Origin of the sequence: Maribacter algicola (genome assembly GCF_003933245.1) — a bacterium.
GTDB lineage: Bacteria > Bacteroidota > Bacteroidia > Flavobacteriales > Flavobacteriaceae > Maribacter > Maribacter algicola.
This window is the reverse complement of the sequence record NZ_QUSX01000003.1, coordinates 132,218-145,864: the sequence shown is the minus strand read 5'-3', so window position 1 is coordinate 145,864 and position 13,647 is coordinate 132,218. Positions and strand designations below refer to the sequence as shown.

14 protein-coding genes are annotated in these 13,647 nt (G+C 40.0%); 10 read left to right on the top strand and 4 right to left on the bottom strand.

The window, feature by feature from the left end:
• Positions 1-30: 30 nt before the first annotated feature.
• Complete coding sequence (locus DZC72_RS15575) at positions 31-1,278, bottom strand: type IX secretion system plug protein (RefSeq protein ID WP_125223851.1); 1,248 nt, start codon at positions 1,276-1,278, stop codon at positions 31-33.
• A 151-nt stretch (positions 1,279-1,429) separates the two neighbouring features.
• Between DZC72_RS15575 and DZC72_RS15570 the strand changes: the two genes are divergently transcribed.
• The 8 genes from DZC72_RS15570 to DZC72_RS15535 all read left to right on the top strand — a co-directional run bounded on the left by DZC72_RS15570 (position 1,430) and on the right by DZC72_RS15535 (position 9,043).
• On the top strand, positions 1,430-2,782 hold the full coding sequence (locus DZC72_RS15570; protein ID WP_125223850.1) for a Na(+)-translocating NADH-quinone reductase subunit A: 1,353 nt from the start codon (positions 1,430-1,432) through the stop codon (positions 2,780-2,782).
• A gap of 3 nt (positions 2,783-2,785) precedes the next feature.
• Positions 2,786-4,048: an NADH:ubiquinone reductase (Na(+)-transporting) subunit B gene (locus DZC72_RS15565; RefSeq protein ID WP_125223849.1), complete on the top strand. Its 1,263-nt coding sequence runs from the start codon at positions 2,786-2,788 to the stop codon at positions 4,046-4,048.
• Positions 4,049-4,050: 2 nt separating this feature from the next.
• Positions 4,051-4,800: a Na(+)-translocating NADH-quinone reductase subunit C gene (locus DZC72_RS15560; protein ID WP_099545712.1), complete on the top strand. Its 750-nt coding sequence runs from the start codon at positions 4,051-4,053 to the stop codon at positions 4,798-4,800.
• A 1-nt stretch (position 4,801) separates the two neighbouring features.
• A complete protein-coding gene (locus DZC72_RS15555; protein WP_125223848.1) occupies positions 4,802-5,449 on the top strand; it encodes an NADH:ubiquinone reductase (Na(+)-transporting) subunit D in 648 nt (215 codons plus the stop codon).
• 21 nt (positions 5,450-5,470) lie between these two features.
• Complete coding sequence (gene nqrE, locus DZC72_RS15550; protein ID WP_125223847.1) at positions 5,471-6,232, top strand: NADH:ubiquinone reductase (Na(+)-transporting) subunit E; 762 nt, start codon at positions 5,471-5,473, stop codon at positions 6,230-6,232.
• A 5-nt stretch (positions 6,233-6,237) separates the two neighbouring features.
• A complete protein-coding gene (gene nqrF, locus DZC72_RS15545; protein WP_125223846.1) occupies positions 6,238-7,545 on the top strand; it encodes an NADH:ubiquinone reductase (Na(+)-transporting) subunit F in 1,308 nt (435 codons plus the stop codon).
• 134 nt (positions 7,546-7,679) lie between these two features.
• Positions 7,680-8,045 (top strand): Na(+)-translocating NADH-quinone reductase subunit F, encoded by a 366-nt coding sequence (locus DZC72_RS15540; RefSeq protein WP_125223845.1) that lies wholly within the window; start codon positions 7,680-7,682, stop codon positions 8,043-8,045.
• Entirely contained in the window at positions 8,045-9,043 is a 999-nt protein-coding gene (locus tag DZC72_RS15535) for an FAD:protein FMN transferase (protein ID WP_125223844.1), read from the top strand. Before DZC72_RS15540 ends, DZC72_RS15535 begins: the two co-directional genes overlap by 1 nt.
• On the opposite strand, the gene DZC72_RS15530 is transcribed toward DZC72_RS15535, so the two are convergent.
• From DZC72_RS15530 to gpmI, 3 genes are all read right to left on the bottom strand, one after another.
• A complete protein-coding gene (locus DZC72_RS15530; protein WP_125223843.1) occupies positions 9,044-9,808 on the bottom strand; it encodes a class I SAM-dependent methyltransferase in 765 nt (254 codons plus the stop codon). It lies immediately after the preceding gene.
• A 71-nt stretch (positions 9,809-9,879) separates the two neighbouring features.
• Positions 9,880-10,698 (bottom strand): type I methionyl aminopeptidase, encoded by an 819-nt coding sequence (map, locus tag DZC72_RS15525; RefSeq protein WP_125223842.1) that lies wholly within the window; start codon positions 10,696-10,698, stop codon positions 9,880-9,882.
• 31 nt (positions 10,699-10,729) lie between these two features.
• Entirely contained in the window at positions 10,730-12,250 is a 1,521-nt protein-coding gene (gpmI, locus tag DZC72_RS15520; RefSeq protein WP_125223841.1) for a 2,3-bisphosphoglycerate-independent phosphoglycerate mutase, read from the bottom strand.
• 228 nt (positions 12,251-12,478) lie between these two features.
• On the opposite strand from gpmI, the gene DZC72_RS15515 reads away from it, so the two are divergent.
• Positions 12,479-12,871, top strand: a complete 393-nt coding sequence (locus tag DZC72_RS15515) for an ankyrin repeat domain-containing protein (RefSeq protein ID WP_125223840.1) — start codon at positions 12,479-12,481, stop codon at positions 12,869-12,871.
• A 292-nt stretch (positions 12,872-13,163) separates the two neighbouring features.
• Positions 13,164-13,550 carry an ankyrin repeat domain-containing protein gene (locus tag DZC72_RS15510; protein ID WP_125223839.1) on the top strand — a complete coding sequence of 129 codons (387 nt, stop codon included), beginning with the start codon at positions 13,164-13,166 and terminating at the stop codon, positions 13,548-13,550.
• Positions 13,551-13,647 lie beyond the last annotated feature (97 nt).

The window sequence follows — 13,647 nt, the reverse complement described above, 5'->3', positions numbered from 1 at the left end:
GGGTTGTTGGCTTATTGGGGACCCTTGAAATCAGTTGCTGATGGTTCTGGAATTTGTTGAGCCCACTCCTATAATACTATCGTAAAGGTCTCCAAAATTTCTGTAATATACCAAGATCAAATAATTGTTTTCCGTAAAATGGAAATTACCGCCCACAATATTCAAATTTATTTCCCCGGCATCGTTTTTGGTAACGTATTTATAATTGTAAAATCCTTGTTTTAGTACCAAGGTGGCCTCCATCATTCCTGTCTCCGGATTATATAACATTTTGTTTTCTTCGGATAGGTCATAGTTGTTGAATTTCCCAAAAATATAGACATCATCAAGTCCCAGGACTTCCGTGTACGGGAGGCTAAAATGGACTTTGGTGTATTCTGCTTCCCTAGAGGCATCATCACCTTGCAAGGTCCTAATGACAAAGTCGCCATTAATATCAGGAAAATAGGTGTAGGGCTCATTGGCCCTAAAATCATCACTAAAAAGGTAATGATTGTAAAGATCTCCCATTTCTATTCTTGCAATTTGTGAACTGGGTGCGCGCAAATCACTGGTGTCGAACAATAAATACTCATTACCTCCAAAGAATGCGGTTTCTTGGTCATATCTATAGACCAATTCCGATCCCAAAGTAAATTGTGGTTTTATATCATAGATGGCATTGTCCCAATGATTGTTCTGAATTAAGGCCACTTTCACCTCTTGTTTGGGATTTACCAATTGAAAATTACCCGGATTGATTCTAAAGTGAACCACTTGCTTTTCGTTCAGAAAATTAAAATCCCGCGAACGCTTCACCTCTGCACCTACTTTTACAATATCCTTATATACGATAAACCTTCTTGAGAATTGGAGTTCGTAACTGTTGTTATAAATTTCAATTAGAAAGTTACCGGTTACCTTGAGGCGCACATTTTCGTTCGGGATGGTGAGCTGGTAATTGGAATAGGTCTCCAAAGTAGTGTAACTATTCTCGTAATTAATGATACGTTGGTTATCTATACCATCCAAGTATTGGGATTTTAGCAGGTCCGAAGGAGTCCAGTCATAATCACAGTGAATAATCTTATAATAGTAATCCTGTTCATTTGCCAAGAGGTCGTCAAATTCCAGCTTAATGGTTTCACCAATCTGTACCACTGGGAATTGATCGTCCGTAGGCCCCCTGAATACGATGGACTTAATATGGTCGGGCGGGTTTTTTTCTTTTTGGACCTGGCCAATCATACTTTGTAGGCAAAGTATACTTAACGATATTTGTTTAAGGAATAATCGCATTTAACAATAATATTTGGCTTAAAGGTAAACAAAAAGGATGCCTAAAAAATTTACCTCGATGGAATGCCTAAATTATGGTTAATTATTATGAAAACTTTTCATTTAGTAGTAAATTCGCAGCAAATTTTGTTAACCTAAGGTCTACAATAATATGTCAAAGGACATTCGAATTAAAAAAGGACTGGATATCAATTTGGTAGGAGCTGCCGAATTGTCTACTTCAAAAGCGGTCCTGAGCAATGTTTACACAATCAATCTTAATGATTTTCACGGAATAACTCCAAAGATGTTATTGAAGGAAGGGGCCGAGGTAAAAGCTGGGGAACCCTTGTTCTACAATAAAGGTAATGAGGAGATGCTGTTCGTTTCCCCTGTTAGTGGGGAATTGGTTGAAATAGAAAGGGGCGCACGAAGAAGAATCCTCAAGGTAAAGATTCTGGCCGATAAGAACCAAGAGGTGGTCGAGCACAAAAAGATGGATTTGGAAAAGGCATCAGGGCAGGATATCAAGGCCGCTCTTTTGAAATCTGGATGCTGGCCTTTCGTTAAGCAACGTCCCTATGACGTAATTGCCGATCCCAAGACAACGCCCAAGGCAATTTTTATTTCAGGCTATGCAACAGCTCCCTTGGCGGCCGATTTTGATTATGTGTTAAAGGGAAAGGAAGAAGAATTGCAGGCGGCCATATCCGCTTTGGCCAAACTTACCCCAGGAAAAATTCATGTTTCCGTGGGTGCTTCGGGGAACTCTCCATTGGCCGGTCTAAAAGGTATCGAGCTGCACAAGGTTTCTGGTCCACATCCTGCGGGATTGGTCGGAACACAGATAAATAAAATTGACCCTATCAATAAAGGTGAGTTGGTATGGACCGTATCCCCTCATGATTTGGTCATCATCGGGGAATATTTCTTGACTGGAAAGTTCAATGCTGAAAGAATCGTGGCCTTGGCTGGTTCATCCGTTAAATCCCCTAAATACTACACTACCAAAATAGGTGCTGAAATTTCTACTTTTTTATATGCCAGCGGTGTAAACGAAGAAAACTTCAGGGTCATTAACGGCGATGTTCTTACGGGATTAAAAAGCGGGCCTGACGGGCATTTGGGATTCTATAACAATGCTGTAACGGTTATCCCGGAAGGGGATGATTATGAATTATTTGGATGGAACAAACCCATTTTCAATAAAGTTTCAACAACTAGAGCATTGACTTTTTCATGGTTGCAACCCAAGAAGAAGTACGACTTGACCACGAACACCAATGGCGAACACAGGGCATTTGTGGTAACTGGGCAGTATGAGGAGGTTTTTCCAATGGATATTTACCCATTACAGCTTTTAAAGGCCTGTATGGTTCAGGACTTGGATGAAATGGAACAATTAGGACTTTATGAAGTGGCACCTGAGGATTTTTCTTTAACTGAATTTATTTGTATTTCCAAACAACCCCATCAAAAAATCATTCGTGAAGGATTGGATTTATTGCAAAAAGAAATAGGATAAGATATGAGCTTAAAAAGTAAAATGCATGAGTTAAAACTGAAGTATCAGGGTAAAAAGATGGCGCCTGCCTTCAATGCCTTCCATACATTCTTGTTTACTCCTAATGAAACCACACATGGCGGCACGCACGTAAAGGCGGCCGATGATTTGAAGAGAACCATGAACACGGTCATCATGGCACTTGTACCCGTGCTTATTTTTTCCATGTTCAATGCGGGATACCAACACTTTGCCGCCATTGATGCGGCAAATGGAACACCTCGCAGTTTGTCTTTGTTCGAAAACTTTTTGACATGGGATAATTTTTGGATTGGTATACTTAAGGTCTTACCCTTGGTAATCGTATCCTATGGTGTGGGCCTTATTGTTGAGTTTATATTTGCTGTTATAAAAGGCCATGAAGTAGAAGAGGGATACTTGGTAACGGGAATGTTGGTTCCTTTGATCGTTCCTGTGGATACCCCACTATGGATGTTGGCCGTTGCCGTTGTTTTTGGGGTGGTAATCGGTAAGGAAGTATTTGGCGGTACAGGGATGAATATTTTGAATCCAGCACTTACAATACGGGCCTTTCTATTTTTTGCCTACCCTACATGGATGAGTGGTGACAAGGTCTGGGTACACGGTGCCGTGGAAAGGGCCGGTGGCCCCGATGCCATATCCGGCGAGACCATTCTGGGGTCTTTGGCCCAAAATGCGGATATAAGTTATTCCGTCTCGGACATGTTCTTTGGTTTTATTCCTGGTTCAGTGGGAGAAACTTCTACGCTTTTGATTTTGATCGGAGGACTCTTTTTGGTTTTTAGTAAGATTGCCAGTTGGAGGATAATGTTGAGTGCCATAATCGGTTCCTTGGTCATGGGATTCATTTTTAACCAAGTTGTAGAATTTGGTTGGATAACCGAGACCAGTAAATTTTATGGCTTGATGAGTTTTGATTTTTGGAAACACCTAATTGTTGGTGGTTTGGCATTTGGTATTGTCTATATGGCGACCGATCCCGTAACGGGTTCGCAGACCAATAGGGGAAAATGGATTTACGGCTTCTTTATCGGTTTTATTTCGGTAATGATAAGGGTTTTCAATCCCGCTTATCCAGAGGGAGTTTTCTTGGCGATACTTTTGATGAACGTATTCGCTCCTACCATTGATCATTATGTGGTGAAAGCCAACATAAATAGGAGAATGAAAAGATTTAAGAACGCCGTTGTGCTCCCAAAGGATACGGACGGTAAGGCTGAAGAACTAAAAGTAGAAACGGTTTAATTATGGCAATCAATACAGATAAAAATGTATACACCGTGGTTTTTGCCTCGGTTATGGTAATCGTGGTAGGGTCCATACTCGCTTTTTTGGCCACTGGATTAAGTGGTAGAATCAACGAAAATATGCGTTTTGAGAAACAGCAAAACATCCTCTATGCTATGGGAATCAACGATAATGTGGATGAAGGAAGCGTAAATTTTGTCCCTACGGATATTGTGGAAGATAAGTTTTCCCAATATATAACCGAGCAAATTATAATTAAAGGGGACCAGATTGTAGATAATGACGAGGCGTATCTGATCGATATGAAAAAGCAATTGGCCTTGGCAAAAAAAGGTGAAACACCTGAATTGCCTTTGTTCATTGGTGAAAAGGACGGAAAGAAGTTTTACGTCATTCCAATGTACGGGAAGGGATTATGGGACGATATCTGGGGATACATTGCTTTAGATGATAAAATGATCGTTCAAGGGGTATTTTTTGATCATAAGGGTGAAACCCCTGGTCTGGGAGCCAATATTAACCAGCGATATTTCATGGATGATTTCACTGGGGAAAGTATCATGGCTGGTACCAGATATGCAGGAATCAATGTGGCAAAAGGGAATAACGATCCCCTGAACAATGATAAAGAGGATAATGAAGTGGATGCCTTGGCCGGAGCCACCATCACAGGAAATGGAGTATCTGCAATGATTAAGGAGACTTTGAATCTTTACAAAGATTATTTAAAAACTATTAGAACAAATTAATATGGGACTTTTATCAAAAAAGGATGCAAATCTAATTAAGGATCCATTAGCGGATAATAACCCTATTACCATTCAGGTATTGGGAATCTGTTCCGCATTGGCCATTACCGCTGAACTTAAGGCTTCCGTTGTTATGGCAATTGCGGTGATGTTCGTCTTAGGTCTAGGAAACGTGGTTATTTCTGCGATGAGGAATATCATCCCATCGAAAATCAGAATTATCGTTCAGTTAATCGTTGTGGCAACTCTAGTAATTGTAGTGGATCAAGTACTCAAAGCTTTTGCTTATCCATTAAGTAAAACGCTTTCCGTATTCGTAGGATTGATTATTACCAATTGCATCATCATGGGACGTTTTGAGGCTTTTGCTTTAGGGAATGGACTTTGGAGATCCTTTTTGGATGGAATTGGTAACTCATTAGGGTATGGCATTATTTTGGTTATTGTAGGTTTTTTTAGGGAGCTATTGGGATCAGGAACTCTTTTTGGATACCCGGTTTTTGGTGACCCTATAGAGAAAACCGGTCTGTATTCCTTTGGTTATGAGAATAACGGGTTCATGATTATACCACCTGCGGCCTTGATTGTTGTTGGAATCATAATTTGGGTACAGCGATCCAGAAATCCTGCTTTGATAGAAGAGAATTAATAACATACTTATAAATACATTATGTTAGAACATATAGAATTGTTTTTTAGGTCCATTTTTATTGACAATATGGTATTCGCCGTGTTCTTAGGAATGTGTTCCTATTTGGCGGTATCCAAAAAAGTGGCAACGGCCGTTGGTCTTGGTGCAGCAGTAATATTTGTACTCGCGGTAACCGTTCCCTTGAATTGGTTATTGGATAGATACCTTCTACAAGAAGGTGCATTGTCGTGGTTAGGCCCGGAATACGCGGATTACAATCTAAGTTTCCTTTCTTTCATCTTGTTCATTGCAACCATAGCTACTATGGTTCAATTGGTGGAGATAGTTGTAGAAAAATTTTCTCCATCGTTGTATAACTCCTTGGGTATCTTCCTGCCTTTGATTGCAGTGAACTGTGCTATTCTCGGTGGTTCTCTTTTTATGCAATCTAGACAAATCGAAACTTTCGGACTAGCCTTTAATTATGGTCTTAGTTCGGGTATAGGCTGGTTTTTGGCGATTTTGGCTATAGCGGCCATCCGTGAAAAAATAAGATATTCCAATGTTCCTGCGCCATTAAGGGGCTTGGGAATTACTTTTATTATAACCGGTTTAATGGGGATAGGGTTCCAAAGCTTTGGAGGTATGTTGACAGGTGGTGATGAGGCAGCAGAAGATGCCCAGGAAACCGTACAAATTGAAGCACCCAAAGAGGAAAAGATAGAAACACCAACAAAAGAGGTAACTGAAAATAATTCTGAGATTGACGAGAAGGAAATCTCCTATAACGACGTAAAATAAAAGGCATGATTTTAGCTGCAAGTACAGGTGGAACAATATTGATCACGGTAGTCGCTTTCTTAATCCTACTGATGATATTAGTGGCTTTGTTATTGTTCACAAAGGAAAAACTTTCACCATCCGGACCCGTAACTATCACTATAAATGGTGAGAAAAAAATAGAAGTAGGCTCTGGTAGTTCCTTGCTTTCCACGTTGGGAAACCAAAAAATATTTTTGCCTTCTGCTTGCGGTGGTGGAGGTACCTGCATTCAATGTGAGTGCCATGTATTATCCGGTGGTGGTGAGGCTTTGCCTACGGAAACACCTCATTTCTCTAAAAAGGAATTGAACCATGGTGCCCGTTTGGCTTGTCAAGTGAAGGTAAAGCAGGATATGGAGATTACCATCCCCGAAGAGGTTTTCGGGATAAAGAAATGGAATGCCAAGGTCGTAAGGAATTATAACGTTGCTTCTTTCATTAAGGAATTTGTAGTGGAAATCCCTGAAGATATGAACTATAAGGCTGGTGGCTATATTCAAATAGAAATACCGGAATGTGAGATAAAATATTCTGATATAGATATCACAGCGCATCCAGAGGAGCACGATACGCCCGATAAATTTCAGGCGGAATGGGATAAATTCAATCTGTGGCCTTTGGTAATGAAAAATCCTGAAACGGTTGAAAGGGCATACTCCATGGCCTCGTATCCAGCGGAAGGGCGTGAAATTATGCTCAATGTGCGTATTGCGACGCCACCGTGGGATAGGTCCAAAAATGGGTGGATGGACGTAAACCCAGGAATTGCATCTTCCTACATATTCAGCTTAAAACCCGGGGATGATTGTATCATATCCGGACCTTACGGTGAATTTTTTATTAATGAGTCAGATGCTGAAATGTTATATGTGGGTGGTGGAGCCGGAATGGCCCCTATGCGTTCCCATTTGTATCATCTCTTTAAGACACTGAAAACAAAAAGAAAAGTTACTTATTGGTATGGTGGTAGGTCCAAGAGGGAACTGTTTTATTTAGATCACTTCTATCAACTTGAAAAGGAGTTTCCTAACTTCAAGTTTTATCTGGCCCTTTCAGAGCCTTTGGAGGAAGACAATTGGAAAGTGAAGGAAGATATCGATGCGCCAGGGGATGGCTTCGTAGGGTTTATACATAACTGTGTAATCGACAATTATTTGAGTAAACATGAATCACCCGAAGATATTGAATTATACTTTTGTGGACCTCCTCTTATGAACAAGGCAGTTCAGAAAATGGGGGAGGATTTTGGTATTCCCGATGAAAATATTCGATTCGACGATTTCGGAGGTTAAGCATAAGAAAAACAAAAACAGGAAAAACCGATATGCCAACATATCGGTTTTTTTTGGAAAAGAATTTATAGGATTCACTGAATTCGATGTTTTTCCAGTTTTTTTCCTAAGAGTGGCACTAAAAGTTTGAAACAATGAAACCATTAACAGAACAGGAACTTCATAATTTGGCCATGAATTTGGTAGGAAAGCAACTGGAGGGTGATGGGTACGAATTCTTGGCAGTTAATAGCGAACTTCGAAAAAATCCGCAATTCGTTTGTATCAAGGAAAAGAAGATGAGTTTTGTTGTGGTAAAGGCGATCGAATACCCCGGTGACCCCTTGGATTTGGATTTTTTTAGGGCTGATTTATATAAAATGAGGGATCATGCATTAAAATTTGAGGCTAAAGTCTTTTATGCGCCCGTGGGTTTGGTGAATGCAAAGGATTACAATTTGCCGGTATACCTTAACGAAGAGTATATTGTGGATTATGAAGGATTAATAGAAATTGAATAATGAGGAAATGGATTTGTTTGGCAGGAGTACTTTTTGTTTTTTCCTGTAATAAAGGGATTGTACGAAATCAAACAAGGGGTGAGGCACTTGGTACGAGTTTCAATATTATATATCTAGCAAGCGAGGAGTTGGATTTAGGAAAAAATATTGATTCTGTTTTTACCGCTGTAAATCGATCTTTATCGACCTATATTCATGATTCAGATATTTCAAAAATAAATCGGGGCGATAGTCTTGTCGTTGTGGATAATATGTTCCGGGAAGTTTTTGAGCTTTCAAGAAAGGTCTATAAGGAAACAAGGGGGTATTTTGACCCAACCGTAGGCACACTGGTCAATGCATGGGGCTTCGGTCCCGGGGAACAAATCGCTATGGACAGCTTGGCGGTGGATAGTTTGTTGGGTTATGTAGGGTTCAATAAGGTCTCGCTTACTCCGCAGAATAGAATCGTTAAGGATAATCCCAATATCTATTTTGATTTTAATGCCATAGCCAAAGGATATGCCATAGATAGGTTGGCGGTTATGCTTGATCAGAAAGGCATTCAAAATTATCTGGTGGAAGTAGGCGGTGAAGTGGTTGCAAAGGGAATAAATTTGGAAAAGGAAAAGCCTTGGGTCGTGGGTATTGACGATCCACAAGCAGAAGAAGGTAGACAATTGAAGCTATTGATAAACATGTCCGATAAGGCCCTGGCCTCCTCAGGGAACTATAGAAAATATAGGGTGGATAGTACTACAGGCAATAAATATGTACATACTATTGATCCTATTACAGGTTATACTAAGAACTCCAATACGTTAGGGGTCACTATTTTAGCCAATAATTGTGCCACGGCCGATGCCTATGCCACTGCATTTATGGCCATGGATTTACACGAAGCTTTTAAGGTTATAAACTATAACAAGGACCTTGAAGCTTATATTATTTATTTGGATGAAAAAGGAGTTACCCAAGAATTTCTTACCAAAGGATTTAAGGAACTTTTGGTAGAATAGTTATTTTTTAACCAAAGGAATAATTTCTCCTTTAGCCAATCTATATTTTTCAATTTCCTCCATGGGCATATAAGAGGTCATATCGATTTCAAATACCTGAAAACCTACGGATCGTAACTTTCCAAAATAATCCTTTCCATAAATTCTTACATGGTCGTATTGACCGAATAATCTGGCCCTTTCTTTTCTGTCCGTTATGGAATTGTCTTCAAAGGTAATTTCTCTATTTAAATCCTGCGGTATTTGAAAAACACCCCAACCACCTGGTTTTAAAACCCTATAGAGTTCCTCCATGGCCTTGGTATCGTTTGGAATGTGCTCCAAAACATGATTGCATAAAATGACATCAAATTTATTACTTTCGAAAGGTAGATTACAAATGTCGGCTTTTACATCGGCCAAGGGGGAATTTAGGTCGGTAGTAATGTAATCCAGGTTTTTAAGTTCTCTAAATCTTTTATAAAAAGCCTGTTCTGGGGCAAAGTGCAATACCTTTAGGTTATCTTGAAAAAAATTGGTTTCGTTTTTCAAAAAAAGCCACAAAAGTCTATGTCTTTCCAAAGAAAGGGTAGAGGGGGAAAGCACATTTTCCCTGGGGTTTTCATAACCATAAGGCAAGAAACTACGGAATTTTTTGCCGTCGATGGGATCTTGGTAGTTATTCCCTGAGTAGTAAAATGACAATATAGGTCGAACCAAATAGCTTATCTTAATAAGAAGGGGCCTTGGTATAATGTTTAGAAAAAATTTAAAAATTTTCTTCATCTATCGGAAAAACGATGGTTGATATATTCAGATAGAAATCGGTTATCCTCTAAATTACTTTTTGACAATAATTAGGATTGAAGTTTTGTCTGTCTAAACTCATCCTCCTCATCAGATACGATACCTAATGCATCATAAATATATTGGAAGGTGGAGAGCAGCTCCGGTTTTCCATTTACGATGGCTACATTGTGTTCAAAATGAGCACTTGGTTTTCCATCTGCCGTGAGAATGGTCCAGCCATCCTTGAGTTGTTTTATATTTTTTGTTCCCATGTTGATCATAGGTTCAATGGCCACCGTCATACCTTCGACGAACTTTTTTCCACGTCCTCTTTTTCCGTAATTGGGCATTTCCGGACTTTCATGAAGTTTCTTGCCCAGTCCGTGGCCTACAAGTTCACGTACCACACCATAGCCATGGCTTTCACAATAATTTTGAATGGCAAAACCTACGTCGCCAACCCTATTGCCAGCTTTGAATTCGCGTATTCCTATGTACAGTGATTCTTTTGTAACCTTCAGTAATTGCCTTACCTCAGGAGCCACTTCTCCAACTTCAAAAGTATAGGCATGATCTCCATAAAATCCATTTTTCAAGGCGCCACAATCCACGGAAATGATATCGCCCTCCTTTAGTGGCTCAGCATTTGGAATACCATGTACCACTTGGGCGTTTGGACTCATGTTCAAGGTATTGGGAAAATCATACATACCTAAAAATCCAGGTTCCGCACCATGGTCCCGTATAAAGGTTTCCGCCAATTGGTCCAGGTAAAGGGCATTGACACCGGGCTTTATTTCAGAAGCTAACATGCCCAAGGTTTTTGACACAATCAGGGCGCTTTCACGCATGAGTTCTATTTCTTCCGCCGATTTTATTTTTACCATAACTGCAAAAGTACGCTTATTTTGGAATTGGCTAATCCACCAATGATTTTTGGGTCATATAAGGGGATTTTGCCACACCCATGAGTTTTAAAATGGTTGGGGCTATATCACCCAGTACTCCGTCCCTAATGTTTTTAATGTCCTTGTCCACTAGAATAAGCGGAACAGGATTTGTGGTATGTGCCGTATTTGGAGATCCATCCGGGTTTACCATGGTTTCACAGTTTCCATGGTCCGCTATGACCAGCACGGAATAGTCATTTTCTATAGCGGCGGTGATGACATCCTTTGCACAAGTATCCACGGTTTCACAAGCTTTTATAGCGGCTTCCATAACCCCTGTATGTCCAACCATATCCGGATTCGCAAAATTTAGGCATACAAAATCTACCTCACCTTTTTTCAGTTCGGGAACAATGGCATCCCTAATATCATAGGCACTCATTTCTGGCTGAAGGTCATAGGTAGCCACTTTCGGTGAGGGACATAAAAGCCTTTTTTCACCCTCAAAGGGTACTTCCCGTCCACCGCTAAAGAAAAACGTCACATGGGGATATTTCTCCGTCTCCGCAATCCGTATCTGTTTCTTTCCTGCATTAGCAAGAACTTCTCCCAACGTTTCCTTTATATTTTCCTTGTCGTATACTACATGGACGCCTTTGAAGGAATCGTCATAGTTCGTCATGGTTACGTAGTAAAGATCTAGTTTGTGCATATTTTGTTCATGCATATCTTCCTGACTGAGCACCTGGGTAAGTTCGCGGCCCCTGTCCGTTCTAAAATTGAAGAATATGACCACATCGCCATCCTTGATCTGACCTATAGGATTGCCCAAGTCATCTACCATTACGATGGGTTCCACAAATTCATCTGTAATGTTATTGTCATAACTATCCTGTATACTTTGAACAATATTTGTGGATTTTTCACCTTCGGCATTGATCATTACGTCATAGGCTTTTTTTACGCGTTCCCAACGTTTGTCACGGTCCATGGCAAAATACCTTCCTACTACAGTTGCCAATTGCGCATTAGTTCCAGGACAAAATGAAACCAAATCTTCTAAAAATCCTTTGCCACTTTTGGGATCTACATCCCTGCCATCCGTAAAGGCATGGATGTACATATTTTTTACTCCAGATTCAAATCCTGCGGTTATCAGCCCCTTCAAATGATCTATATGGCTATGTACCCCGCCATCACTCAAGAGACCTAGATAATGAACAGGTTTGTTATTATGGTTCGCGTAGGCAAATGCATCCTTCAGTGCCGGTTCATCCTTAAGGGAATTCTCCTTTACTGCCAAATTGATTTTTGCAAGGTCTTGATAGACAATCCTACCGGCCCCCAAGTTCATGTGCCCTACCTCGCTGTTGCCCATTTGTCCTTCTGGAAGCCCTACGTTCATGCCGTCCGTAAGTAAATTGGCATTGGGGTATTTCTTGTACAAACTGTCAATAAAAGGCGTGTTGGCCTTGTCAACTGCAGAAACGTTGGGATCTGGGGATTTTCCCCATCCGTCCAATATCATTAATATAACTTTCTTGTTCATCCTTGGGTCGTAAAATAGTGTTCGTCAAAAATAATAGGATTCCCTAAGTATAACTAATACATCTAGACTCTTTTTAAACCATAATATGAATTTGTCAAAAGTCTCCAATCTAAATTATGGCTATTGTTAAAATTTAGTTATATAAGTGTTAATCCTGTAACATATGCTCATAAGGCCCGTCTATAATTATATAAGAACAATCTATTCATCAATTAAAATTCATTCATCATGAAAAAAACAATCCTAACGTTGTCCATGGCGGCTTTGTTCATGGGCACGGGTCTTATGGCCAACGAAACATCCATCAAAAATCACAGCGTCTTGGAGAGCGGCAAAACGAGCTATGATATTAGTTCTTTTTGCAAGGCTGTCATGCAGGGCGATATTGAAACGGTAGCGCGAATGATAGAATTAGGGGAAGACATCAACAAAAAATCCTTGGGTATGACACCTGCCATGTTTGCGGCGCGCTATAATAGGGCTGAAGTGCTCCAATTGCTCATTGACCATGGTGCAGACTTGAAAATTAAGAGTAAACAAGGTTTTTCGGTAAGTAAATATGCCGAACTCTCAAATGCCTCCGATGCACTCGCTGTTTTGGAAAGCGCTATGGGCAGTTAAGATTTTAGAAACCATCAATCAAAAGACGAAAGGCCCATTCCGGATTTTGAAGGAGTAGGCCTTTTTTTAGGTTGTTTGATGTTGGATAGTCCTTCAGGCCGGTCCAATGGAAATTAGGAGGACTTACAGCAACATTTTCCTGGTTGGGAATTCTGAGCGGGAAAGCACTGTTAAGGAAAAGCGGGTCTTTGTTAATCTTTTATTATTGTTTTCTTAAAATATAAAATTCCTAATATAGGATACTTAATTTTACGGATATAATAAAATTGTATAATAATTTAATAGTCTAATTATGAAAAAAATAATATTACTAACTGTTTCTCTAGGGGTTTTGAGTTTTTCAAGCTCCTATGCAAACGTCAATTTAGAAGCCATTACCAATCATGAAATCGTAGCGCCTATGAACGATAATATCAATTCACTATGCAAAGCGGCCATGCAAGGGGACGTGGACAAAGTTAGAAGTTTGCTCGCCACTGGTGAAAGTGTAAACGAAAAGTCCTTGGGAATGACTCCTGCTATGTATGCGGCAAGGTACAACAAGGCCGAAGTTTTAAAAGTATTATTACTGAATCAGGCCAATTTGAACATCAAGAGCGACCAAGGCTATACGGTAAAGGAGTATGCTGAAATGTCCAAGGCCACTGAAGTTTTGAAAGTCTTGGATTCCAATTCTTAATTTTTTAGGGTGTTTATTTGAATTAGAAAAAAAGCCCATCGATTTCGATGGGCTTTTTTATTTAAAATGTACGCTCTATAGTGTTCAAGTAAAAGAG